Origin of the sequence: Arenicella chitinivorans (assembly GCF_014651515.1) — a bacterium.
In the GTDB taxonomy this organism is placed as follows: Bacteria; Pseudomonadota; Gammaproteobacteria; order Arenicellales; family Arenicellaceae; genus Arenicella; species Arenicella chitinivorans.
Genome location: NZ_BMXA01000001.1, coordinates 603,348 through 626,887, shown reverse-complemented (window position 1 = coordinate 626,887; position 23,540 = coordinate 603,348). Strand labels below are relative to the sequence as shown.

Annotated in this window: 22 protein-coding genes; 6 read left to right on the top strand and 16 right to left on the bottom strand. The window is 49.5% G+C overall.

What is annotated here, in order from left to right; all coding sequences use genetic code 11:
* Position 1 precedes the first annotated feature (1 nt).
* Genes IE055_RS02800 through IE055_RS02790 form a run of 3 tightly spaced genes read left to right on the top strand, consistent with a single transcriptional unit; the run spans position 2 to position 3,239 of the window.
* Complete coding sequence (locus tag IE055_RS02800; protein ID WP_189398471.1) at positions 2-1,360, top strand: O-antigen ligase family protein; 1,359 nt, start codon at positions 2-4, stop codon at positions 1,358-1,360.
* Between the two features lie 10 nt (positions 1,361-1,370).
* Positions 1,371-2,273: a sulfotransferase domain-containing protein gene (locus IE055_RS02795; protein ID WP_189398470.1), complete on the top strand. Its 903-nt coding sequence runs from the start codon at positions 1,371-1,373 to the stop codon at positions 2,271-2,273.
* 30 nt (positions 2,274-2,303) lie between these two features.
* The gene (locus IE055_RS02790) at positions 2,304-3,239 is read left to right on the top strand and encodes a glycosyltransferase family 2 protein (protein WP_189398469.1); all 936 of its coding nucleotides are present in this window, start codon (positions 2,304-2,306) and stop codon (positions 3,237-3,239) included.
* A 25-nt stretch (positions 3,240-3,264) separates the two neighbouring features.
* Here IE055_RS02790 and IE055_RS02785 read toward each other — a convergent pair whose 3' ends face one another.
* The 7 genes from IE055_RS02785 to fusA form a co-directional block, all read right to left on the bottom strand.
* Positions 3,265-4,290, bottom strand: a complete 1,026-nt coding sequence (locus IE055_RS02785; protein WP_189398468.1) for a glycosyltransferase family 2 protein — start codon at positions 4,288-4,290, stop codon at positions 3,265-3,267.
* Positions 4,280-5,593: a lipopolysaccharide biosynthesis protein gene (locus tag IE055_RS02780; protein WP_189398467.1), complete on the bottom strand. Its 1,314-nt coding sequence runs from the start codon at positions 5,591-5,593 to the stop codon at positions 4,280-4,282. The genes IE055_RS02785 and IE055_RS02780 overlap by 11 nt, the downstream gene beginning before the upstream one ends.
* A gap of 3 nt (positions 5,594-5,596) precedes the next feature.
* The gene (locus IE055_RS02775; RefSeq protein WP_189398466.1) at positions 5,597-7,321 is read right to left on the bottom strand and encodes an ATP-binding protein; all 1,725 of its coding nucleotides are present in this window, start codon (positions 7,319-7,321) and stop codon (positions 5,597-5,599) included.
* A gap of 41 nt (positions 7,322-7,362) precedes the next feature.
* Positions 7,363-7,899, bottom strand: coding sequence for a heme NO-binding domain-containing protein (locus IE055_RS02770; RefSeq protein ID WP_189398465.1), 537 nt, complete (start codon positions 7,897-7,899; stop codon positions 7,363-7,365).
* Between the two features lie 15 nt (positions 7,900-7,914).
* Positions 7,915-8,532 (bottom strand): response regulator, encoded by a 618-nt coding sequence (locus tag IE055_RS02765; protein WP_189398464.1) that lies wholly within the window; start codon positions 8,530-8,532, stop codon positions 7,915-7,917.
* 195 nt (positions 8,533-8,727) lie between these two features.
* Positions 8,728-9,117 carry a hypothetical protein gene (locus tag IE055_RS02760; protein WP_189398463.1) on the bottom strand — a complete coding sequence of 130 codons (390 nt, stop codon included), beginning with the start codon at positions 9,115-9,117 and terminating at the stop codon, positions 8,728-8,730.
* 170 nt (positions 9,118-9,287) lie between these two features.
* Entirely contained in the window at positions 9,288-11,375 is a 2,088-nt protein-coding gene (fusA, locus tag IE055_RS02755) for an elongation factor G (RefSeq protein WP_189398462.1), read from the bottom strand.
* 613 nt (positions 11,376-11,988) lie between these two features.
* Between fusA and IE055_RS02750 the strand changes: the two genes are divergently transcribed.
* Together IE055_RS02750 and IE055_RS02745 are read left to right on the top strand one after the other, a co-directional pair.
* On the top strand, positions 11,989-12,246 hold the full coding sequence (locus tag IE055_RS02750; protein ID WP_189398461.1) for a hypothetical protein: 258 nt from the start codon (positions 11,989-11,991) through the stop codon (positions 12,244-12,246).
* A 506-nt stretch (positions 12,247-12,752) separates the two neighbouring features.
* The gene (locus IE055_RS02745) at positions 12,753-12,959 is read left to right on the top strand and encodes a cold-shock protein (RefSeq protein WP_189398460.1); all 207 of its coding nucleotides are present in this window, start codon (positions 12,753-12,755) and stop codon (positions 12,957-12,959) included.
* A 115-nt stretch (positions 12,960-13,074) separates the two neighbouring features.
* Here IE055_RS02745 and IE055_RS02740 read toward each other — a convergent pair whose 3' ends face one another.
* The 5 genes from IE055_RS02740 to glnK form a co-directional block, all read right to left on the bottom strand.
* Complete coding sequence (locus IE055_RS02740; RefSeq protein WP_229794096.1) at positions 13,075-14,622, bottom strand: YifB family Mg chelatase-like AAA ATPase; 1,548 nt, start codon at positions 14,620-14,622, stop codon at positions 13,075-13,077.
* A 130-nt stretch (positions 14,623-14,752) separates the two neighbouring features.
* On the bottom strand, positions 14,753-15,709 hold the full coding sequence (locus IE055_RS02735; RefSeq protein ID WP_189398459.1) for a LysR family transcriptional regulator: 957 nt from the start codon (positions 15,707-15,709) through the stop codon (positions 14,753-14,755).
* A gap of 65 nt (positions 15,710-15,774) precedes the next feature.
* Positions 15,775-15,969: a hypothetical protein gene (locus tag IE055_RS02730; protein ID WP_189398458.1), complete on the bottom strand. Its 195-nt coding sequence runs from the start codon at positions 15,967-15,969 to the stop codon at positions 15,775-15,777.
* Between the two features lie 146 nt (positions 15,970-16,115).
* Positions 16,116-17,357: an ammonium transporter AmtB gene (gene amtB, locus IE055_RS02725; RefSeq protein WP_189398457.1), complete on the bottom strand. Its 1,242-nt coding sequence runs from the start codon at positions 17,355-17,357 to the stop codon at positions 16,116-16,118.
* A 42-nt stretch (positions 17,358-17,399) separates the two neighbouring features.
* Positions 17,400-17,738, bottom strand: a complete 339-nt coding sequence (gene glnK / locus IE055_RS02720; RefSeq protein ID WP_189398456.1) for a P-II family nitrogen regulator — start codon at positions 17,736-17,738, stop codon at positions 17,400-17,402.
* A gap of 525 nt (positions 17,739-18,263) precedes the next feature.
* On the opposite strand from glnK, the gene IE055_RS02715 reads away from it, so the two are divergent.
* Entirely contained in the window at positions 18,264-18,911 is a 648-nt protein-coding gene (locus IE055_RS02715; protein ID WP_189398455.1) for a TorF family putative porin, read from the top strand.
* A 243-nt stretch (positions 18,912-19,154) separates the two neighbouring features.
* Here the strand turns inward: IE055_RS02715 and IE055_RS02710 are convergent, their stop codons facing one another.
* The 4 genes from IE055_RS02710 to pheS all read right to left on the bottom strand — a co-directional run bounded on the left by IE055_RS02710 (position 19,155) and on the right by pheS (position 23,539).
* Complete coding sequence (locus IE055_RS02710; protein ID WP_189398454.1) at positions 19,155-19,520, bottom strand: MerR family transcriptional regulator; 366 nt, start codon at positions 19,518-19,520, stop codon at positions 19,155-19,157.
* A gap of 227 nt (positions 19,521-19,747) precedes the next feature.
* Positions 19,748-20,059: an integration host factor subunit alpha gene (locus IE055_RS02705; protein WP_189398453.1), complete on the bottom strand. Its 312-nt coding sequence runs from the start codon at positions 20,057-20,059 to the stop codon at positions 19,748-19,750.
* 34 nt (positions 20,060-20,093) lie between these two features.
* Positions 20,094-22,496, bottom strand: a complete 2,403-nt coding sequence (gene pheT, locus IE055_RS02700; protein WP_189398452.1) for a phenylalanine--tRNA ligase subunit beta — start codon at positions 22,494-22,496, stop codon at positions 20,094-20,096.
* A complete protein-coding gene (pheS, locus tag IE055_RS02695; protein WP_189398451.1) occupies positions 22,493-23,539 on the bottom strand; it encodes a phenylalanine--tRNA ligase subunit alpha in 1,047 nt (348 codons plus the stop codon). The genes pheT and pheS overlap by 4 nt, the downstream gene beginning before the upstream one ends.
* Position 23,540 lies beyond the last annotated feature (1 nt).

Here is a 23,540-nt window from a genome sequence, read left to right as displayed (position 1 = left end):
TATGATCGCCGAGCTCTACGATAAGATACGCTATCAACGTTGGCACGATTTCGGTACGCTGAGTAGCGACGAACGTCTCATCACGCGCTGCATCACATTGACCTTTGCATTTTACTTGGTCGGTGCCTTATACCTCATTGCTCCGGTACTCGGTTGGGGACTGGCTGCAGTCGTGATCGCGCGTTGGGTCAGCGGTATTAAGCTCAGTCACCGAAACACCAAATGGTTGATCGCACTTTGGTGCCTAAGCGCGCTAATTCTCGAGCTCACGCTGGTGATCGCCCACGTCGACTTCAATCTGGGTTTCGGCAAAATAATTAAATCCACCATTGGCTGGGCTAAAGGCTGGGCACTATTAAGCATTTTCATTGTGTTGGGTTATACATTGAAGCTGCGCTACCAAGTCATTTGTCGTGCCGCGTGTATCGTTGGACTGATTGCATTACTCGCCACGCCAGCACTCATCATGGCCTTTATTCTGCGCTTGCCTGAAACATTGTATGTATCGCCGTTGAAGGTATTCGGCGGTGCCGGACCCGAGTTTTTCACGATTCGTCTCTACGAGATCGACCCATTTAACGGTCGCCCGCGCTGGCGGTATTTTGCACCCTGGGCGCCCGCCGTCGGATTTGTCGCGAATATCTATTTCTTATGTGCATGGTTCGAAAAAGATCGCTTCTGGAAGACTGTGGGCCTGATTGGAAACGCGACGATGATCTTCCTTGCCAGCTCGCGCATGGGCATTATCGTACTACTACTCATTCCGCTCGCAGTGTGGGGATTATCACGATTAACGCGCCCTTGGGTAATCATTACCACCGCATGCGGTATTTTGGCGGTCGCGATGATGTTCGACCCCATCTCCGAATTCCTGCTAACCACCTTAAACGACATTAAAGAAGCGCGTGCAGACTCAACACGTGTCCGTGCCAGCCTGGGCAATATCGCGCTTTACCGTTGGCAATCAGAAGCATTCTGGTTTGGGCATGGCGTGGTGGAAACCGGCACGCACCTAGTTGAGTTCATGCCTATTGGCTCGCACCACAATTGGTATGGGCTGCTGTTTGTTAAGGGCTTCATAGGTTTCTTAGCATTCCTCACACCATTTGTACTCACGTGCCTGGTCCTATTGATCAAAGCACAGTATCAGGTGAGCTCTCGTTTAGGCCTTGGTATGTGCCTCATCCTGGGCTTTTTCTCGATGAGTGAAAACATCGAGGCGCTGGCTTATATGACTTGGCCAGCTTGGTTGTTGATCGGCGTCGGTATCCGTGAATGCTTCGCAGACGTGGACACCTATCAACATAACTTACTCGGCCGATTCCGCATCATTTCTGAATCGCTCTCGACTAATCGATAAGAGACACTTTATGACACGTAAACCCAATTTTATTATCGCTGGCGCAGCCAAGTCTGGTACCACGACCTTGCACGGCCTATTGAACAGTAACCCCGAGGTATTTTTGCCGGAGTTGAAAGAACCACACTATTTTTGTCGCGAGCAAAAGTTCAATTTTCCGGTCATCACGGATCACGATGACTACGTCGCATTGTTCGATCAGCACCACGAGAAAGCACTCGGTGAAGCGTCTACGGCCTATTTGTATTACCCGGAGAGCGCGGAACGTATCCACGCGGAAATCCCAGACTGTAAAATAATCTGCCTAATCCGCAACCCAGTTGAGCGCGCATTGTCCATGTGGGGCCACCAAGTTAGAGAAGGTTTGGAAATTGAATCATTGGACCAAGCGATTGAAGACGAAATTAATGGCAAACAACGTACATTAAATGGCGTTGACTATGGATTCAATTATTGTCGATTGGGGCTAATCGCGGATCACATCGAACAGTATCAATCTCTGTTCGGTCACGATAACGTACTGCTGTTGGACTATCGACAATTACACAGCAACCCACAACAGCTGGTAAACCGAGTGTGTGACTTTCTGGGCGTGGAGCCACATACATTGCCCACGAAACAATCGCATTTGAACGCCTCTGGCGTGCCCAAGTTCGGTTGGTTGCATACCTTTCTGAATGCGCAGAACCCTGCTAAAAAACTGTTACTAGCGCCATTCAAATTGCTGCTACCTGCGAAGCTGAGACACCAAGTGTGGCAAAAACTGCGCAACCAAAACATTCGCCAAGGACAGCGACACCAACTGTCTGAGTTCGCCAAAATACACTTGGACCAGTATTTTAAAGAAGAAGTCTTGCGTATTGATGATCTGTTGCGCAATAGTGGTCAGGCCAGTCAACCACTAGCCAGCTAAACCAAAACCACCCAACGGAGCCCAGCAAAAATGTCGACAACCACGCCAACCTCATTCTCTGTGGTAATACCGGTATATAACAAAGCGGCCAGCATTCGACGTGCTGTGGTGTCAGTACTAGATCAAGCCGACATTGCACCGAATCGCGTGGAGATAATTTTGGTGGACGATGGCTCGCAAGACGACTCCGTAAGCTGTGCCACCGAATTGCAAGCTGAGTTCTCGGATCGGCGGATAAAACTGCATCGCCAGAAAAATGCGGGGGTCTCTGCGGCCCGAAACACCGGCGTAAGCTTAGCCTCACACCCTTTGGTTGTGTTTCTCGATGCAGACGACAGCTACAAACCTACTTTCTTGGCCACCATTGAACGGCTTTTTTTAGCCTTCCCTGCGTGTGCTGCCTTCGGCACCGCATACGAGTTCGTTTGGCAAACATCAGGCCAAAAAAAGAGCCCACGATTACGTGGTCTCGACCCAGCAAACCGCAAGCAAATTCTGCCAGATTTTTTTCTCAGCGCAGCGCAAGGCGACCTACCATTTAACACTTCGAGTCTCTGTGTGCGCAAAGACGTGTTTGAGCTTTTGGGAGGATTTCCATTAGGCGAAAATATGGGCGAAGATCAATCTCTGTTCTGCGAGTTAGCATTATCGCATCAGATTGCATACAGCCCCGATGTGTGTGCGCACTACTTTCAGGAAGTGAGTGGTTCTCTAATGCAAACCGAATCTGCAGTCGGGGAAATGCCGTTCTCTGAACGCCTACAAAGCAAACTCGACGCAGGTACCATTCCAGCGGACATGGCACCCAGTGTGCGGGCATACATAGCCGGGCATTTACTCGATCTTGTGCGACGCAATCTCCGTAGTGGAAACTTTGCGGCGGCGAAGAAGATACTCAAAGATCCAAGATCAAAGGTAACTCGATTGAAGTGGTACTACTGGCACGCGCGCAGCCTGCTCGCGTAATGCCCGCGCTTGAGCTAAGCGGCGGTTATAGAAATCGCGCCACCAATTTACGCTGACCAGCTTCGGGTAAACAAGCCATCACTAGACTGGCAGCAGCCGTCACCAAGGTACGTTTTGATTCTGTCATTAACGCACCAGGGCTGTACCGTAATGCTTTCACAAACCAAGACAACGCTTGCCTGCCTTGCGCCTGCGAAATACAGCGACGCGCAATATATCGACACTGAAATGCCTTGGCCGCGGGCGTATGCCGCTTGACGAATTCCGGTGCCAGCTCGGCGAGACCATCAATGAATTTGAGCCAAGTCTGATACTGACTGGCGACATCGGCTGACAATCCAGCATTATTCAAGCGATAATAGGTCAGAGGCTTATCAATCAAGCTGAATTCAGTGGCCGTCAACAATGCAAGTCGTGTCCAGCAATCAATGTCCTCGGACTGTTTTAGGGACTCATTGAAGTACTGCCAATACTCGGTCTGCCGACCATGTTTATCCTTGCCACGAAACGCCAGCTGCTGCAATACGCCATTTCGAATCACTGGCGCGGAACCATTTCCGATGGGGTTACGACAGAATACATCGCGCGGTGTATACCCAGATTTAATCGCCGGTGTCTGCATTTTTTCGAGTGACTGGCCCTGTTCGTTCACAAACATTGACGCGCTGAACGACACGCCGACTTCAGGGTGCGCCTGCATAAACGTCACGTGGTGTCGCAACTTGTCGGGATGCCAGTAGTCATCGGAGTCCAGAAACGCAATAAACTCGCCACGCGCCTGGCGAATCCCGGTGTTTCGAGCCCCTGCCAGTCCGCGGTTTTCTTGATGGACAAGCTGAATCCGAGGATCGGCGTCAATCAAATTCTGGATACACGCAATCGAGTCATCCGGGGACTCATCATCGACCACAATCAACTCGAGGTCGTCATAGGTCTGGGCCAACACCGATTCAACGGCGGTCCGGATGTAGTCCCGGACATTGTAAACGGGCATCACGACCGTCACAACTGGTGAATGCGCTGCGTGCGTATGCTGAGAATTAGTGTCCATAACCCGCCTCTTTCGCCAAGGGTTTAAGTTCTGCGGTTTGAGTGCTTGACTCCGCCGGACAACAAACGCGCCATGCATAAATCAAGTACAGCGGATTACTCAGCAGATAGATCAGGAGAATACCCGTTGCAACAGCCATCAGGCTGACAGTCGATGCAAAAGCCACCACACTGATGAACAGCGTCGTCAGCACCATATTCCAAATGAAATCATGCTGTATCCGATTTGCCGCTAACACCAAGGCCGAGGCACTCTCACCAAAGGCGCGTGGGACAGCAGACAAACACAATACCGCCAACAAGGGCACCGCATGCGCCCACTGCTCACCGAATACGATCGGAACATACCAATACGCCAAACCTGCCTGCAACAGCAATAACGGCACCACCACTAAGGCAATCTGTTTCATATTTCGACCAAATCGTGCACGCAGGGCCGCCACATTGTTTCGAACTTCACAGAGATTCGGATACAGCGCGGAGTTAACTGCTTTGATCAGTGTCAAACTGAACCCAAGACCCGCGTTCCGGGCAAAGTAATAAATACCAAGCGCCTCCATTCCCAATAAACGCCCGATCAGCATGTTATCTAGATTCAGACGTGCGGTTTTAAGCACCTCGATGCTTAGGAAATAACGTCCGAACTCCAGCACCTCACGCCACAGCGGTAAGCTCAACACCGCCCCACTCGGCCGCCAAACAATTGCACGCCGATAGCCAATTAACCAAATTGGGGTAGTGAGAAATTTCGGTAACACAATCGCCCATGCCCCCAGACCACAGAGCGCTAAGATAGCGGTAATCAGATTATCTGTGGCTACCTGCCCACCATCAATCATGGCAACGGATTTAAGCCGTTGTTGCCGTTGTACTAACGCCGCATGCACCATACCAAACGGCATTAATAAGTAGGTCAGTGCCAGAATTTGTAACATTGGCACCAAACTTGGTGCGTCATACCAATCGGCCAGCGGATACGCTATCAATACCTGAAACACAAACAGACTGAAGCAAAACAGCAGATTCAGCCGATATGCGGTGTTACACACCTCGTCCAATTGACTCTCATCGCATTGCACAATTTTGGCACCAATACCATTACGGCTAAACACCCGAATGAGCTCATTGACCGTGAGCACCAGCGCAGCCAGTCCAAATGCGAGCGGATCCAACATTCTTGCCAACACCACGGCGGTGATTAACCGCGTTGCACGCACGACGACTTCACTCGCCCCAAGCCAACCTAAATTGGTCAGAAAGACGTTGTTTGCCACCCGCGTCTGCAGTGATTTAATCCAGCCCATAATTCAACCTACCGCCTGTTGTTTCCTTGTAATCCGCGCTACCTCTTCCCGAATTACGGATGAGACTAGAGCCCATTGAGCCTCGATTTCCTCCTGCCAGTCGGTGAGCTGGATCGAGTCTGGTTCACGCTCTACCTGCTCAAACAAGGCCGACAGTGTTGATTCCCCCATACTGGCGGCAGCACCTTTCAGCGAATGACCTATTTTCGAAATCGAATCAGACTCACCCGCCTCGATGGCGGCCTGCAAGGCAACTAAGCTGGCGCTTGTGTGAGCAAGAAAGGTATCCGCAATTTCGACAAATACGGTTTCCCAAATATCGCCAAACTGAGTTTTAAAGTAACTTGAGTCGAACGCGCTTTGATGGCCGCGGTCGCTTGACGCCAAAGCACCCTGCGGCATCGGGACCTGTGCCAACATGTTTGCCAATTCGTTTAAACTCAGCGGTTTGCCGAGAAACTCATCGAATCCCATATCCAGCAATCGTTGTTTTTGATCTTGGTAATTGGATGCGGTTAGTGCTACGCAATAATGGCCAGCAATGCGAGGCTCTGCCTCACGAATTGCCTTGATTGTTTGCTCTCCGTCCATGATCGGCATGATGATGTCCATCAAAACCAAATCATAATCATGGGTTTGTAATCGCTGTAGCGCTTCTGCGCCGTTGTCTACCATGTCAGCATGTTGACCCAGCTGTGCCAGTTGGGCTGCTAATACCTTTTGATTAATCGGATTATCTTCTGCCACCAGGATACGTGGCTTAGGGGCCTTGGCCGGATCAGCAAACGTAACCGCCGCTTGCGCATCAGCCACATTAGCGCTGGACACGTCCGTTGGTAATCGCACCTCAAAGACACTGCCATGACCAACTTGGCTGCGACATCGGATACTGCCGTGCATCAATGCGCACAACTGAGAACAGATGGCTAAACCAAGCCCAACACCGCACTGCGGCTCGCCCAATTGTTCATACGCATTAAAAATTTTTTCAATTTGTTCGGGTGGTATCCCCACACCCGTGTCAACCACATCAATACAAAGCTCACCTGTTTGCGCGCCGTTAGGGTTGGGAATGAACGACAGTTTAATGCGCACCGAACCCGACTCCGTGTTCTTGATTGCATTGGAAACGAGGTTATTAAGAATTTGCCGATAGCGGCCCTTGTCCAAGCGCACAAATGACGGCAGAGAAGGGTCGAGTTCCAATCGTAGATCCAAACCCTTTTGATCAGCTTCTAGCTGAAACATGGCCACTAAGTTACGATGAAGTCGCGCCGTGTCGACATCCACCGGTTGCAACACTAATTTACCGGCTTCTATCTTAGTGATATCCAGCATGTCATTGAGCAGTACGATCAAGGACCTGGCGGCGCTGTTAATGGTATCCACATAGTCGTATTGCGAGGTCGACAAGTCGGTCTTGAGTAGCAGTTCGGACAATCCAGTGATGGCGTTTAGTGGCGTTCGCACCTCGTGGCTCATCTGGCCAATAAAGCGCAGGCGTTCATTTAGTGTTTTTTGCAAGCGCTGATTACTGATTGATAGCTCGTAGGTCGCCTGCTTCACTTCGTCTTCCAGACCTTTATGTGCTAACTCCAGTTGTTGATTCAGCTCATACAATTCTCGGGACTTCTTCTCCAGCAAGGTTTCAGCTTGATCCCGTGCCGCTTTCAGCCGTTCCGCGCGCGAACGCGCCAACCGTAATTGATTATCCAGATCGTTAGACATTGCCTTATATTCCCCCCGAGTAAAGGCTTGACTAATTCAGCTCAGATTAGCTGAATCACAAATTTTGCTGCACATTGATCCTCAGCAATTTCACACGAGACCAACTCTTCCCTATTTCCAAAATATTTAATACAAGCATTCACCAGCGCTTGCGCCACCGCCGCCAGCGGCCTTGGTGATTGATAGTCCAGTGTAAACTGCTTGCCGTCTGTCTGGTATTCAAACTTTGGCAGTTCCGCGTCTGGGTACAGCTTTTTTACCTCCACATGGATATGGTTATCAATCTGAGACAACATTTGGGCAGCAGAAGATACACCGTCAAAGAACACCTGATAGTCACGTTTAAACACCCCAAACAAATGATCTGAAAACGCTTGCAGCAAGAAAGACGTCTCGTGCTCTGTATCCGTGACCGCCTGAGTCAGCAATTGAATCAGTTCTTGGTAATCGTACTGACCTACTCGCGAGTACGCACCGCCCGATGACACTCCACTGTTATCAATAATAGCCTGCGCCTGCTCTGGACCGACAGTATCCTCCAGAAACTCAACAAACTCTGACAAAATTATCCCCTTCATTTTTCCCCCTAAGATCTAAGTAGCTACTGCAGATTTTGACGTTGTCGACGCCAGTTCAAGTCGTTCAAAAACGGTATTCCTCAGCTCGTCAACGTTGACTGGCTTCTTAAAATAAGCCACTTCCGCAGGGATCCCACCCCGCTCCGCAATGCTGTCACTGGAGAGGCCGCTGATGACGATAATTTTGTCGCTGGATAAGAGCTGAGACTTGTACAGCGAGCGAATCATCTGCAGTCCATCCATTCCGGGCATGTAAATGTCTGAAATAAGTAAGTCTGGTAACGCCTTACCGATTTCAACCAAACCTTCGAACCCATCATGCTTCACGACAACCTCAATTGGTTGCTGCCAAGAATCGATAACGGCTTGGTAAAATTTTGCCACAGTAGGATTGTCTTCGACCACCAGAATACGTTTTTTCTTCTTTGCGTAATTCTGCACAACATCCAGACTCGGCTTGCCTGCCACCCGGTCGGCGACGGATTTAGCCACGATTCGACGATGTCCGCCAGCTGTCTTCCACGCCTCAAGTGAACCGTTCTCCACCCATAATTGCACCGTTCGCACAGAAACACCGAGTAATTTAGCTGCTTCAATGGTGGTGTAAAACTCTTTTTCGTTTTGGTTGCTCATTTTAATGATAAATATAATAGAGTAGGTTTTTTCATTTTTATCATTTTAACTAAATAATGCAAGCTTCGATTGTAATTAATTCATTTTTTTTACGAAAGTGACACTTTTATCACTATTCGCAGATACCTCAGCGCGATGACGTTTTTTCGAATGGTGAGACCCTCTGGATCCACCCCGCGTGACACAACGATCAACTCAGTTTAGATCGGCATTGCCATCCAACGGTGCATGCTCAATGGATTTGAGCTTCTCAAATTTCTCTGCTAGCGACGCCGCATCCTGTTCTGACTCCGTCGCGGACTCGGCCAACACCTCATCGATAAAATCGACGCGATGCTGCTCGGACCGAGTTTCGAAATCGGAGTTAATCATCGCGTCGTGCTCGGTATCTTGGGCTGAACTTACGCTCAACGTGGACTGGCGCAAAGACTGTTCTAATTGTGAGGTGAACGCTGGATCGATGGCTTCATGCTCAACCGGCGCAGATTCAGGATATTCTGTTGAATTATCAGGCGGCTCATCTATTGAGCATGCGCTGACCAGCAGAATAACACTTAAAAGAGAGGAGCAACGGGTTCTAGACATACTGCTGATTTATTCTAGGTTGATTTGTTTCGAAGTAAAAAATCTAGCAGAACCTGGGTTCACACGCCAGTCTTGCGGTTACCGGAGACTTAGTGTGTAGGCATAAAAAAAGCCTCACCGAATCCGGTGAGGCTTTGTGACGAGACTTGTGCTAACTCACACGCAAGCCGTTATGCTTTTGCTGCATCACGCTCCTTTTGAGCGGCGATAACTTCATCCGCCACGTTGCGTGGGCAAGGCATGTAGTGCGCAAACTCCATTGAGAACTGGCCACGACCTGAAGTCATGGTGCGCAGATCACCAATGTAGCCAAACATTTCAGCCAGTGGCACGTCCGCTTTGATACGTACTCCGGTTGGGGTCAAATCTTGCGACTTGATCATGCCACGACGACGGTTCAAGTCACCAATTACGTCACCTACGTTGTCCTCTGGAGAGAACACGTCAACTTTCATGATTGGCTCAATGATTTGAGGTCCAGCTTTTGGCAATGTCTGACGATAGGCACCCTTAGCGGCAATCTCAAACGCCACCGCTGAGGAGTCAACTGCGTGGAAGGCCCCGTCCATCAACGTCACTTTCACGTCTTCTGTCGGGAAGCCAGCCAAAACACCTTTCTCCATTGACAAACTAAAGCCTTTTTCTACCGCAGGCCAGAACTCACGAGGTACGTTACCACCCGTTACCTTCGACTCGAAGACAAAGCCGCCACCCGGCTCATTTGGCTCGACCACGTAATCGATTTTACCGAATTGTCCGGAACCACCCGATTGCTTCTTGTGTGTGTAGCTATCTTCCACGCGCTGCGTAATCGACTCACGGTAGGCCACTTGTGGCGCGCCAACCGTACACTCAACACCGTGCGTTCGCTTCAGGATGTCAACTTTAATATCTAAGTGCAGCTCACCCATACCTCGCAGAATAGTTTCGCCTGATTCTTGATCAGTCTCGACCACAAAGGAAGGGTCTTCTGCGACCATCTTACCTAGCGCAATACCCATTTTTTCAGTCGCCGCTTTATCTTTCGGGAACACCGCCATCGAGATAACAGGGTCTGGGAACACCATTGGTTCCAAGGTCACTGGGTCTTTTGGGTCGCACAATGTGTGGCCGGTTTGCACGTTTTTCATGCCAACGATAGCGATGATATCGCCAGCCTGTGCCGAGCTCAGCTCGATTCGATCGTCCGCGTGCATTTCCACCATACGGCCAACACGCTCGGTTTTACCCGTAAACGAGTTCAAAATGGTGTCACCTTTGTTTAGCTTACCTGAGTAGATGCGCACGAAAGTCAGTGCACCAAAGCGGTCATCCATAATTTTGAATGCCAGCGCTTTGAATGTCTCAGCCGCATCAACCGTTGCAACACGGCCTGTTTCATTACCTTCTTCATCCACAATCGGTTGCGCCTCAACTTCAGTTGGGCTTGGCAGATAATCCACCACCGCATTCAGTACCAGCTGAACGCCTTTGTTCTTGAAGGCTGAGCCACAGTATGTTGGGAAGAACAGCAGCTTGTTCGTACCTTTGCGGATACACGCTTTAATCTGCTCGATGCTTGGCTCCTCACCTTCAAGGTAAGCTTCCATTACATCGTCATCGGCTTCAACCGCAGTTTCGATGAGCTTCTCACGAAACTCTTCAACTTTGTCGACCATATCCGCCGGTACTTCACCAACTTCGTATTTCGTCGGGTCGCCTGAGTTGTCCCATACGTAAGACTTACGCTCCAACAGGTCAACCACACCAACGAAGTCATCCTCAATACCAATTGGCAGAACCATCACCAGCGGTGTTGCAGCCAACACGTTTTCGATCTGATCAACCACGCGATAGAAGTCTGCCCCCATACGGTCCAGCTTGTTGACAAAGATCACACGAGCGACTTCTGATTCGTTCGCATAACGCCAGTTAGTCTCTGACTGAGGCTCAACACCACCCGATCCACAGAACACACCAATACCGCCGTCCAGTACTTTCAGTGAACGATAAACTTCCACAGTGAAGTCAACGTGGCCTGGCGTGTCAATGATGTTGAAGCGATGTCCGGCCCACTCACAGCTGGTGGCAGCCGACTGAATCGTGATACCACGCTCCTGTTCTTGCTCCATGAAGTCAGTTGTCGCCTCACCATCATGTACTTCACCGATTTTATGAATCTTGCCGGTCAGGCTTAAGATACGCTCAGTGGTGGTTGTCTTCCCCGCGTCTACGTGCGCGAAGATACCAATATTTCTGTATTTCGATAGGTCAGCCATGTCGATCTCTCAATGATGAGTTTTAACGGTTTTAGTCAATCCGGCGGCTAGAATCGGCGACCGAAAAGCCAGTATGCACCCAACTTTTTGGTACATACAAAAAAATGAAAAGGTGTTGGAATCCAAGACCCAACACCAAGTGGCTCGCGATTCTACAACAAGTTTTGCTTAAGGTCTAAGCTTAAACTTCAAATTTTGCTTAATTCGCACTGGCCCATAACTGGTGTAAAATTACGTATCCGTCAGGAACGACGAATTAACTTGCATGCCAACTACTGGTTTGGTAAAAATTAATTGTAACTCAATGGGTTGAGGTAGATTTATCAGCAGTGTGTAGATTTTGTACGCACGACTGAATTGAACCACTGGTAACAACGTGGTTTTTCAGTTTAGTCGCACGCAGCATTGCTGATCAACAAAACACGATTGGCGGGTACTTGGATTACCCCTGATGCCTCAACACTGAGTATTCCAACCACTCCTGTTCGGCTTCAGCCTCCCCTCCAATACAACGTCTTGCCAACGCCAATACGCCTGCGTTCGCACGACCAAACCGTTGTGTCTTTGATCTGTAACCAAGACCCGACACCCTTGACTCACACCAGGAGGACTCATGCATATTGACCGACCCATGGCCCGGCTGTTTTTTGAAATCAAACGCAACAGCCCGTTTGAAAAACGCGAAGACATGAAGATCGCGGCACCCGATGTTGGTGAACGTCTCGTCGCGCTCTACCGAGAATCCGACAACCAAGCACTCAAGAAAATGATCCGCACATTTATGGAACATGCCGGAGAAGATTGGGTGGCACAGCTTTCTGGTACCAAGAAATCAAAACTCCTTTTTTACCGGGTTGCGCAATCACGCTAAAAAGTGAATCTCCAGCTCAACGCCAAGCACATCCAGATTAAGAGTCGTGGCTTACTGGCTTGTGCTTGGCTTTTTCCTGCCACGCCAAATTCGAGCTCAAATTTCCGAATGATCACATTTTTTAACAAAAGCGTACCGTTTTCGTCATAAAAATCCGACTGTTAGCTAATTATTCTTTCCATGCAGGTACAATTCGCTCTATAATTAAGTTCACTTGAAAGTGCGATTGATTTTATGCACAGCTGACTGCCTTGTTTTACACGCTTAGGTCTGTTGGGTTTTGCCAAAGACGGTACCACCCCGCGCGAAACCTAAAGGTTTTCAACCTCAGTGTTTCCTGAGTAATTCGGTTTTTAATATCTACCCGCTTCATTTCACGTATCAACTGGCCGAAACCTGCAAATTATTAGCAGAGCTAAGCCTTTATAGTTAAACCTCCGGTCTAGCGTCTCGCACATCGAGAACTAACTGGAAAAACCGACAATTAATATCCAGGAATTTTTATCATGGCAACATCTACAGGTACAGTTAAGTGGTTCAATGAAACAAAAGGCTTCGGCTTCATTGAGCAAGACGGCGGCCCTGACGTATTCGCACATTACAGCGCCATCAGTGGCGGCGGCTTCAAAACTCTGGCTGAAGGCCAGAAAGTTGAATTCGATATCAAGCAAGGTGAAAAAGGCCCACAAGCTGAAAACATCGTTTTGCTGTAATTACTAAGATCGGAATGCTGGCTAACCAGCGCAGCAACTGATCCTGAAAAGCCTCGTGCAAACGAGGCTTTTTTTGTGCTTGTCGTAAACTCTAAGCGAATACGAACAACCCACTTCAATTTCGGTCCAGACACCGAAACCCAATAGCCTCAGATAAATGTACTTTGCTGATTTCAGCGTCTCTGTTCATATCAGCGATAGTCCGGGCCAACTTCAAAATCCGATGATATGCCCGCGCTGACATATTCAATCGTTCGCAAACCACTTCAAGAAATCCCGCTGCTTCTGCATCCAACGCACAATAGCGTTCAAGTTGTAGACTGGTGAACTGGCTATTAAGACAACCTTGCCGAGAGCGTTGCCGCGCTCTCACTTCATCGACTCTTGCTCGTATTTGCGACGAACTTTCTCCGCGCTCTTGATTCGACTGAAGTTCCTTTATAGATACCCGGGGTAAATGCAGGTGCATATCGATTCGATCGATCAACGGGCCGGAAAGCTTGCCCCGATATTGTTCGATGCTGGCTGCAGTACACTGACAACGATCCGTACCATCACCGAGAAAACCACATTTACAAGGATTGCAGGCAGCAACCAATAAAAACTTTGCTGGGTAACACACCGAGTGCGACGCACGTGCAATATTGACTTCACCGGTCTCCAGCGGCTCCCGTAATTGTTCTAAGGTCGAGCGTGAAAACTCCGTCAACTCGTCCAGGAACAACACGCCATGATGAGCACGTGAAATTTCGCCCGGCCGTGGCACCGAGCCACCGCCCACCAATGCTGCCGCCGACGCTGAATGGTGTGGTGCACGATATGGTCGTCGTCGCCAGTCAGATATTACAAATTCTCCGTTCGCAACGGATTGTATAGCCGCGGCTTGCAGTGCTTCATCCGATTGCATGGCCGGAAGCAATGTTGGCAATCGGCTAGCCAACATACTTTTACCCGTGCCCGGAGGCCCAACAAACAGCAAACTATGGTTTCCAGCTGCCGCTATCTCAAGCGCCCGCTTGGCATGAAGTTGGCCCCGCACATCACTCAAATCCAACCCATTGCTCAACTCCGACTCAGCGTGTTTCTCACACAGTGCTGGCACTAATCGCTGCTGGCCGGTTAGATGGGCGCAGAGTTCAAGTAGGTGTGCTGCTGGTAGACTCTCAGTATGCTCAGCCAGGCTTGCTTCGGCTGCGTTCACCCGGGGGAGAAATAAGCGATGTCTGGCGCGCCCGCACGCGAGCGCGGTGGGCAAAACTCCAGGCACTTTGCGCAATCCTCCGTCGAGAGCCAACTCTCCGATAAACTCAGAACCTTCTATACGCGCACCCGGTAACTGACCAGAAGCGAGCAAAATACCAAGGGCTATGGGCAAGTCAAATCGGCCGCCAGACTTTGGTAGATCAGCGGGCGCGAGGTTAACGGTGATGCGCTTAGCTGGGAACTCAAAACCACTGTTCAAGATTGCTCCGCGGACCCGATCTTTACTTTCTTTGACGGCGGTTTCCGGCAACCCAACTGTAGAAAAGCTCGGCAAGCCATTGGCCAAATGCACCTCGACGGTCACCGCAACGGCTTCGACACCAACGACCGCACGCGTACTTAGCATAGCAAGTGACTTAGTGCTGCCCGACGGCTGCACTTCAGACGGCATCTGATTCATTTTACTCTCCTTGTAAATTGTGAGTTACGTCAAACACAGCGCTTCCTGCGTCGATTTTGACCGAAATCAAAATCGGTGTTTATCTGTTTATACTAACGCATTCCGGATCAATTCGAAACTGTCTGCGCTGTTACTTAGCGGCCTCTTCTGCTTGAATTTCATTTGCGACCTCACGAATAACGTTGCGAAACCACTTATGAGCAATATTGTGATGCAATAACGGACTCCACACCATGTGCAGTTCAATTTTCGGGATTTCGAACGGCGCTGGCATGATCGCCAAATTATCAAAGTGATCCACCAAATGTGTCGAACGGGTAGCGACTGTGGCAATCAAATCCTGCTGCTGAGTCAGCTGAATTGCGGATATGTAATGACGAGTGTAGACCGCGATTTTGCGGCGTTTGCCTAAATTGTCTAACGCGATATCCACCCAACCAAGTTTTTGGATGTCATCTGGGTTTACCCCCGTTGCAACGCCCATACCGGTTTTGTTTACCCAAACATGATTGCCTTTGAGATATTTATCGAAATCAAAGTTCTTACGCAACGGATTGTCTTCACGCATCACGCAGGAAAAGTTATCCTGCCACAGAACTGACAAGTGCAGAGACTGGGGTAACTGATCGAAACGGTTCATCACCAAATCAACATTACCCAGCTCGATATCCTGAAAGGTCACATCGCTGGGTGTCAGAATATCCAACGCGGTATCTGGTGCTTCTTCCGCCATGCGTGTCCGTACGCGCGGTAAAAGCGTGGTTTCGGCGTAGTCACTGGCCATGACGCGGAATAGCCGCTTACTGTTAGTTGGGTCGAACTCAATGGTTGGCTGTACAAACAACTCAATCTGCGATAACACATTCTGTACCAGTGGCTGTAATTCCTTAGCCTTATCTGTTGGCATCATGCCATTACTGGTGCGCACCAAAAGTGGGTCGTTGAACACCTTGCGCAAACGCCGTAAACCATTGCTCATCGCGGGCTGGCTCAAGCCAAGATGCTCAGCGGCCTTGGTGACGTTTCCCTCGCGCAGTAGCACACTAAAATAGACCAGCAGGTTTAAATCGATATTAGATAAATTCAATGATATTCATGGCGTGAATGATTTAAATTTAATCATAACCCATGTTTATTTTATCGCCAAGCTTTTCAGTCACCGTGAGCGACATTCTGCTTCAGCTGTTCGGCATGTTGATGCCCGGTCTCGGCAGATAACGATAAAGGTTTGGATTGATTCATCGACTGCTCGTTGCCTGATTTTGTATGGTTTACCACAATCGCGAATACCACGCTGGTGAGCGTTACCAGAATTAGCCAATGGTTCTGTTTCATCTTTGTCGGCATGGTGACTCTCGCACTGATACGACATTTTACGGTTATCTAGTTAGTGCGCCCCAGTTGGAATACTCCCACTCGGATAATTTTCAGTGAATAAAAAAAGCGGCTCAGTCAATACACTGAGCCGCTTTTGTTGACAATTGAATCAGGAGTTAGTTGGTGAATTCTGGGTACGCTTCCATGCCACACTCTGACATATCGACACCTTCGAATTCCTCTTCTTCTGTTACTCGCAGACCCATGATAACTTTGATTAAGCCCCACGCAACCAAACTGGTTACAAAAACCCAAACAAAGATAGTCGCAGCACCAATCAATTGACCAGAGAAGCTCGCGTTTTCACCGTTGGTAAACGGTACCAGAAGCAGCCCCAACAGGCCAACAACACCATGCACAGAGATCGCGCCAACAGGATCATCGATTTTCAGCTTGTCCAGCGTCAAGATCGAGAACACAACCAGAGTACCACCGATGGCGCCAAACAACGTTGCTAACGCGGGCGTCGGCGTTGATGGCTCGGCAGTAATCGCAACTAGACCCGCCAAGGCGCCATTTAAGGCCATGGTCAAATCCGCTTTACCAAACAATACGCGCGCAACCAATAGTGCGGCGATCAAGCCACCCGCGGCCGCAGCGTTGGTGTTCATGAATACCACAGCTACCGCGTTGGCATTTTCAACCGTGGCAGTCGCTAAAACTGAACCACCGTTGAAACCAAACCAACCTAACCATAGGATGAATGTACCCAAAGTGGCCAGTGGCAGGTTTGCACCTGGAATCGCTTTTGGCTTGCCATCTGCTGAGTACTTGCCAGCACGAGGGCCTAATAGTAGAACACCCGCCAATGCAGCAGCGGCACCTGCCATGTGCACAATACCGGAACCGGCAAAGTCAGAGAATCCAAGATCACCGAGTGTGTACAGTCCAAAAACAGCCTCACCACCCCAAGTCCAAGCACCTTCCATTGGGTAGATGAAACCAGTCATCACGACAGCGAAAACAAGAAATGCCCACAGCTTCATACGCTCAGCCACCGCACCTGACACGATTGACATCGCCGTTGCAACGAACACCACCTGGAAGAAAAAGTCTGCGGACGGCGCGTAAGTCGCTGGCTCCTCAGCGCCAGCAACACCATCACCGACGATGCCGCTCAATAGCCATTTGAACTCATCACCACCGTACATAATTGAGTAACCGCAGACCATATACATGGTGCAGGCAACTGCGAATAAGGCAACGTTTTTAGTTAGGATTTCTGTGGTGTTCTTGGCACGAACCAGGCCCGCTTCGAGCATTGCGAAACCCGCGGCCATCCACATTACGAGTGCACCACATACCAAAAAGTAAAAGGTATCTAATGCATAAGAAAGTTGAAAAATTTGGTTTTCCATGATGTTGTCTCTCTATCTTAAGAGTTAGAAATTTGGGGGACTCTAGATTGCTTCTTCGCCGGTTTCTCCGGTGCGGATACGGATCACCTGACTTAACTCAACGACAAAGATTTTGCCGTCACCGACCTTGCCATTGTTGGCTGATTCGGTGATGACCTCGACGGTTTGATCCAACATGTCGTCGGCCACGGCGACTTCAATTTTGATCTTTGGCATGAAGTCGACGTTGTATTCAGCGCCGCGATACAATTCTGTGTGACCTTTCTGGCGACCGAATCCCTTCACCTCGGTCACCGTCATCCCCTGAATACCGATGCTGGCAAGAGCATCTCTCACGTCATCGATTTTGAATGGTTTAATAATTGCTGTGATTAGCTTCATAGCGCTTCACCTTAAGTAGTTTGTTTATTGATCCGCTTTTGTCCCGTAAACCAAAACAGGTATCGAAAAGCTCAGATTGTCTGTTGAGCCAGCACACGAGTGTGTCTACCTCACCGCCTAACACTGCTGCAGATGCACCTAATTAAGTACATTTGGAGCATTGCCCCAACACCAGCGCGTGATGCTGTTGTCGGTGGTTTAGCAAAACCCGTGCCAATCTAACCAACGCCGTAAATTAACGGATTCCGCGCTTAGAGTGGCGTTCTCACCTAAAAACCACCCCCAGCACGAAAACCAACGCACCATCATAGTGCCATCACAACATCGCATGCTCAATGTTGGTGCATTTCAGGGACAACTAACGTCAGTTACAGAATACTAATGCGCCTCGGTGCCTATTTAATAAGGGCCAGCCGGCAGCACTATTTTTTTTGGCACGGCTTTTGCTATGACTGGGTTGTCCAGCGTTTTGCGTGCGACTTAAATTAACAAATCTTTTCTCCTAGAAGAAATCGAGAGGACTACATGAAAAACTCACTGAAAGCAGTTTCCGCATCTATCTTGGCGGCCGCAATGCTCACCCCCACAGCTCAAGCAGAAATTTCCGCCAATGTTGCTCTCACGTCTGACTACGTTTGGCGCGGTGTTTCGCAAAACCAAGAAGACCCCGCATTGCAAGGTGGCTTTGACTACGCGCACGAGTCAGGTTTTTACGTCGGCACTTGGGGTTCTAACGTTAATTTCGGTGGTGCCAGTACGGAACTGGATATCTATGCAGGTTGGTCGACCGAGTTAGAAAGTGGCTTAGGACTTGATTTTGGTATCATCGAATACACTTATCACGGTAGCGATGTTGCGAGCGATCTGAATTTTACTGAGTATTACGCTGGTATCAGCTACGCGGGCTTTGGTGCCATCTATTCGGTTGGCGATGAGCTAGATGATCAATGGGAAGTCAGCTATGGCTACGACTTTGAAAACGGACTCTCGTTGGCGGCGGCCTACGGTGACTACACTCTCGGAGACGACTACCAATACATGTCAATTGGTGGCTCAATGGAAGTCGGCGGAATTGGCTTAGATCTGACGTACTACACAACCGACACCGAAGCAGTGGACGACATTCCAGATACAGACGATCGAGTGGTTTTCACTATTTCCAAATCATTCTAATTGACCTCAGACCAAAAAAATCATCGAAAAAGGCCGCACACTGCGGCCTTTTTTTATGCTCTCATAGGGAAAAATCACAACTTACATCGCGGTTGCAGACTCGACGCTTGCGCTAAGTTGCACAGGACCGCGCACAGGATGGCGCAGGGAGTCTGCAGACGGTGAAACCGTGTAAATCAGAACTGGAATGATCGTGGATACACGATGCAAAGTAAGATAGGAATTTCTTGCAAAAAGAACTAATTACTCAGATAGGATAGAGACGACTTCGTCGATTTCAGAGATCAGTTCAGCAACCACCTGACGCTTTACCTGTGTGGTTGGTGTAGACTGTCCACCCGCTTCCATTTCAATCTGGTTCTTAGCACCACTAATGGTGAAACCTTCGATATATAACAAACTACGAATGCGTCGAATCAGTTGGACTTCATGCCGTTGATAGTAGCGTCTATTCCCTCGACGTTTTACTGGATTGAGTTGCGCGAACTCCTGCTCCCAGTAACGCAATACATGCGGTTTGACCATGCACAACTCACTCACCTCGCCAATAGTGAAATACCGCTTACTTGGAATCGGGGGAAGAGTTGCGTTATCTCCTTGGTCTAACATTATTGCTTTTCCAATATGGCCGAGTTGTTCTTATATCGTTAGTTTATCAGTTACCGGCGTTGTCCGTACAGTGCAAACGCCGGTTTCTAATTATTTTTCTTTAAATTACTGGAATTTACTGAGCTTTATTAATCAAGTTTATCGCAATGCGCGGCATCCGTACTCCCGCGTCAAACTGCGTGGTAAGGGGCGTTTAAGCGCTGACGACAGCGCGGTTCACTACGGCTCTATTTAAACAATTGCTGTAAGTTAGCGGCATTTGTCTCGATTGCTTCTTTCAGTTTCTGGCTGGCTTTGAAGGTCACCACGCGCCGCGCAGAAATTGGAATTTCTTCACCGGTTTTTGGGTTTCTGCCTGGTCTCGCAGGCTTGTCACGCAATCCAAAATTACCAAAACCAGACAGTTTTACCGAAGACCCTTCTTCCAACGCTGCTTTAATAGATTCAAAAAATTGCTCCACGAACTCTTTCGACTCACGCTTATTGAGTCCTAGCTCCTCATGGAGCGACACTGCCAGTTCTGCTTTCGTAATTGCCATAAAATCACTCACACGTTTGGCACGCTGCGCAATGTTAACTTCGCAACGTGGCTCCAAATTCTTTCTCAAGCACTGTTCGAGCGGATGAGAACAACGCTTCAACCTCTTCGTCCGTCATTGTTCGATCAACGAACCGCAGCTCCAGACTCAACGATACGCTTTTACTACCTTCGGTAACACCAGTGCCTCGATACACATCAAAGAGTTCGACCTTTCTCAGCGGGCCTCCCAATTCGATTTCCACAGCGCGCATCAATGCAGCCACGGGGACGGCATCATCAACGACGACCGATATATCGCGCTTAACACTTGGATAACGAGAGACCGTAGTGAAAGACGGGCGACGCGCCATCAATGCCGTCTCCAAGTTCAACTCGAAGACAAACACATTGTTTACGTTAAACTGCTTTTCCAATTCAGGATGTAGACGACCCAACCATCCGATCTCTACAACCGACTCCTCATCCCCTGTACCATCATTAACTTCACGGGTAAGCACGGCTTGTTGCCCTGGGTGTAGTGCAAATCGTGTGGATTGTTCAAATATAATTGGCTTTGGTTGGCCGGTCAAGGACAGTACGGCGTCTAAGTCGGCTTTTATATCATAAAAATCAACGTTTTGCGCATCACCTACCCCCCACTGTGCGGGACACCGTAACCCGCAAACCACCCCAGCCAGACGTTTTACCTCTCGGTAACCTGACTCGGTATTGTGATAACTTGCGCCAACTTCAAATAACCGCACGCGTTCACGCTGACGATTAATATTGAACTGTAGTGCCTGCACCAAACCCGGGATCAAGCTGGTCCGCATGACAGACATATTTTCAGCCAAGGGGTTCGCTAATCTTACCGGAGCCTCAGAATCAAACGCTTGCTGTAATTTGGGTTCGATAAAGCTATACGTAATGGCTTCGCGATAATCGCGCGCAACCAACGCCTGTCGCACTTGACGATCAGTGATATAAGCTTCTGTACCAACCACGCTACGCGGCGCGATCCGTGGCATTGCCACCGGTATATTATCGTAGCCTTTGACCCGGGCAACTTCTTCAACCAGATCCGCTTCGCGCTCCAAATCGAATCGGAAGGACGGAGGTGTAACGACCCACTGTCCATCTCCGCCACTGACTTGGTCTGCAATTCGATTCAAAATATTTGACACTTCTTCGGCGTCGAGAGACATACCAAGCAGACTTTCGAGACGGCTCAGTCGCAACTCCACGGGTGGTTTACCAGCAATCTCGACCTGATTCGGCGACTGACAAACTGGACCGACCTGACCACCACAAATCTCCAGCACCAGTTCAGAGGCACGTTGAATCGCTTGCTCGCACAGCATCGGATCAACCCCGCGCTCAAATCGCTGCGAGCTCTCGGTGTGTAAGCCATAACGTCGAGCCGTACCGGCAACTGATTTACGTGTGAAGTGCGCCGACTCAAGTACGATATCAATGGTGTCGTCACCAATTGAGCTGCCTGCCCCTCCCATCACGCCGGCAATCGCTATCGCCGACTGCTGGTCAGCAATGACCAAAGTATCCTTGCTCAATGTTGCTTCGGAGTCATCGAGCAAGGCAATTAACTCGCCATCGTTAGCGAATCGGACTTGAACTCCACCCTGTAGCTTGGCTCGATCGAATGCATGCATCGGCTGACCCAGCTCCAACATGACGTAATTCGTAATATCGACCACCGCGCTAATCGGACGGACAGCTGATCGACGCAAGCGTTCTTGCATCCAGATTGGCGTTGCCGCTTTAGGGTCTATTCCGCGCACCACGCGTGCAAAATAACGTGGGCACGCGTCACTCTCGAGCAAATCGATGTCGACTTCGTCATCAATTTGACTGGTGATTTCCCCTACATCCAACGGGTGATATTGACCATTGGCCAGCACGTTTAACTCACGAGCTATGCCCTGAACACTCAGACAATCACCACGATTCGGGGTCAAATCGATATCAATAAGGTGATCATCTAACTGCAAGTATTCATCCACCCGCATACCGATTTCGGCGTCCGGATCGAGTTCAATCAAACCGTCGGAGGACTCTTCAAGCCCCAGCTCGGATGCCGAACACAACATGCCATTGGACTCGATACCGCGAACTTTCGCGCGCTTGATCTTTAGTCCGTTCGGCAGTTTGGCACCAATCAACGCAACGGCAACGATGAGCTCTTCACGCACGTTGCTCGCGCCGCACACAATCTCCAACTGCTGATCACCCACATCCACTGTAGTCAGATTCAAACGATCCGCATTTGGGTGTTTGCGTACAGATAATACACGGCCAACCACCAAATTATCGATAGGTTTACCGACCGCTTCGACGCCATCAACCTCTAAACCTGCGTTCGTCAAACAGTCCGCAATTTCTTGAGCGCTGAGATCAACATCAACCCAGTCACGCAACCATTGTTCACTAACGATCATTTAAACTGCTCCAGGAAATTCAGGTCATTATCAAAAAACAGTCGCAAGTCATCCACACCATAACGCAACATCGTCAGGCGCTCGACACCTAAGCCGAATGCAAACCCAGTGTATTTCTCAGGATCGATCCCGACATGGCGAAAAACTTCAGGGTGGACCATGCCGCTTCCAAGCACCTCGATCCAACCAGTTTGCTTACAGATACGACAGCCGGATTCACAAAACACACAACTGATATCCACTTCCGCTGACGGCTCAGTAAAAGGAAAGTAAGACGGTCGCAACCGAATCTTTAAATCAGCTTCGAAGAACTGCTGCAGAAAATGCGTGAGGACGCCTTTTAGGTCTGCGAACGAGATACCTTCGTCCACCATGAGCCCTTCAACCTGATGAAACATTGGCGTATGCGTCACATCAGAGTCGCAGCGATAGACGCGACCTGGGGCAATAATATTAATCGGCGGCTTATTCGTTAGCATGTAACGTGCTTGCACTGGGGACGTGTGCGTCCGCAGCAGATAGTCATGTGCCGCTGGTGTGTCGGCCGCCACGTAGAAGGTATCGTGCATCGCGCGTGCTGGATGCTCGGCTGGTATATTTAACGCCTCGAAGTTATGAAAGTCATCTTCGATCTCCGGCCCCGTCGCGACCCCAAACCCCATGGCCACGAAAATATCTTCGATACGCTGCATCGTGCGAGTAACAGGATGCAATCCACCGCTAGGCAGCCCACGTCCCGGCAAAGTAACGTCAATTGATTCCGCAGCAATTGCTGCAGCAAGAGCTTGCGCGTCCAGCTTGGCCTTACACTGATTCAAGTGCTCGGCTACTTGTTGTTTGATCTGATTGACTCTATCACCAAACAATGGGCGTTGCTCAGGTGGCAGGCTACCAATTTGCTTAAGTTGATTCGTTAACTCGCCTTTTTTACCGAGGTATTGAACTCGAAGCTGTTCCAGCTGGTTGGGCTGTTCTGCGGCATCGATCGCTGACTTTGCGGCCGCCAGCAACGATTCTAAAGAGCTGTCCTGTTGTGTCGTCATT

What these genes read in the sequence shown, in the direction of transcription:
- IE055_RS02705 (WP_189398453.1), bottom strand. Translation starts at nt 20,059, where the DNA reads ATGGCAATTACGAAAGCAGAACTGGCAGTGTCGCTCCATGAGGAGCTA.
- IE055_RS02790 (WP_189398469.1), top strand. Translation starts at nt 2,304, where the DNA reads ATGTCGACAACCACGCCAACCTCATTCTCTGTGGTAATACCGGTATAT.
- IE055_RS02745 (WP_189398460.1), top strand. Translation starts at nt 12,753, where the DNA reads ATGGCAACATCTACAGGTACAGTTAAGTGGTTCAATGAAACAAAAGGC.
- IE055_RS02800 (WP_189398471.1), top strand. Translation starts at nt 2, where the DNA reads ATGATCGCCGAGCTCTACGATAAGATACGCTATCAACGTTGGCACGAT.
- IE055_RS02710 (WP_189398454.1), bottom strand. Translation starts at nt 19,520, where the DNA reads ATGTTAGACCAAGGAGATAACGCAACTCTTCCCCCGATTCCAAGTAAG.
- IE055_RS02715 (WP_189398455.1), top strand. Translation starts at nt 18,264, where the DNA reads ATGAAAAACTCACTGAAAGCAGTTTCCGCATCTATCTTGGCGGCCGCA.
- glnK (WP_189398456.1), bottom strand. Translation starts at nt 17,738, where the DNA reads ATGAAGCTAATCACAGCAATTATTAAACCATTCAAAATCGATGACGTG.
- IE055_RS02765 (WP_189398464.1), bottom strand. Translation starts at nt 8,532, where the DNA reads ATGAGCAACCAAAACGAAAAAGAGTTTTACACCACCATTGAAGCAGCT.
- IE055_RS02775 (WP_189398466.1), bottom strand. Translation starts at nt 7,321, where the DNA reads ATGTCTAACGATCTGGATAATCAATTACGGTTGGCGCGTTCGCGCGCG.
- pheT (WP_189398452.1), bottom strand. Translation starts at nt 22,496, where the DNA reads ATGATCGTTAGTGAACAATGGTTGCGTGACTGGGTTGATGTTGATCTC.
- pheS (WP_189398451.1), bottom strand. Translation starts at nt 23,539, where the DNA reads ATGACGACACAACAGGACAGCTCTTTAGAATCGTTGCTGGCGGCCGCA.
- IE055_RS02795 (WP_189398470.1), top strand. Translation starts at nt 1,371, where the DNA reads ATGACACGTAAACCCAATTTTATTATCGCTGGCGCAGCCAAGTCTGGT.
- IE055_RS02750 (WP_189398461.1), top strand. Translation starts at nt 11,989, where the DNA reads ATGCATATTGACCGACCCATGGCCCGGCTGTTTTTTGAAATCAAACGC.
- IE055_RS02760 (WP_189398463.1), bottom strand. Translation starts at nt 9,117, where the DNA reads ATGTCTAGAACCCGTTGCTCCTCTCTTTTAAGTGTTATTCTGCTGGTC.
- IE055_RS02785 (WP_189398468.1), bottom strand. Translation starts at nt 4,290, where the DNA reads ATGGACACTAATTCTCAGCATACGCACGCAGCGCATTCACCAGTTGTG.
- amtB (WP_189398457.1), bottom strand. Translation starts at nt 17,357, where the DNA reads ATGGAAAACCAAATTTTTCAACTTTCTTATGCATTAGATACCTTTTAC.
- IE055_RS02730 (WP_189398458.1), bottom strand. Translation starts at nt 15,969, where the DNA reads ATGCCGACAAAGATGAAACAGAACCATTGGCTAATTCTGGTAACGCTC.
- IE055_RS02740 (WP_229794096.1), bottom strand. Translation starts at nt 14,622, where the DNA reads ATGAATCAGATGCCGTCTGAAGTGCAGCCGTCGGGCAGCACTAAGTCA.
- IE055_RS02780 (WP_189398467.1), bottom strand. Translation starts at nt 5,593, where the DNA reads ATGGGCTGGATTAAATCACTGCAGACGCGGGTGGCAAACAACGTCTTT.
- IE055_RS02770 (WP_189398465.1), bottom strand. Translation starts at nt 7,899, where the DNA reads ATGAAGGGGATAATTTTGTCAGAGTTTGTTGAGTTTCTGGAGGATACT.
- fusA (WP_189398462.1), bottom strand. Translation starts at nt 11,375, where the DNA reads ATGGCTGACCTATCGAAATACAGAAATATTGGTATCTTCGCGCACGTA.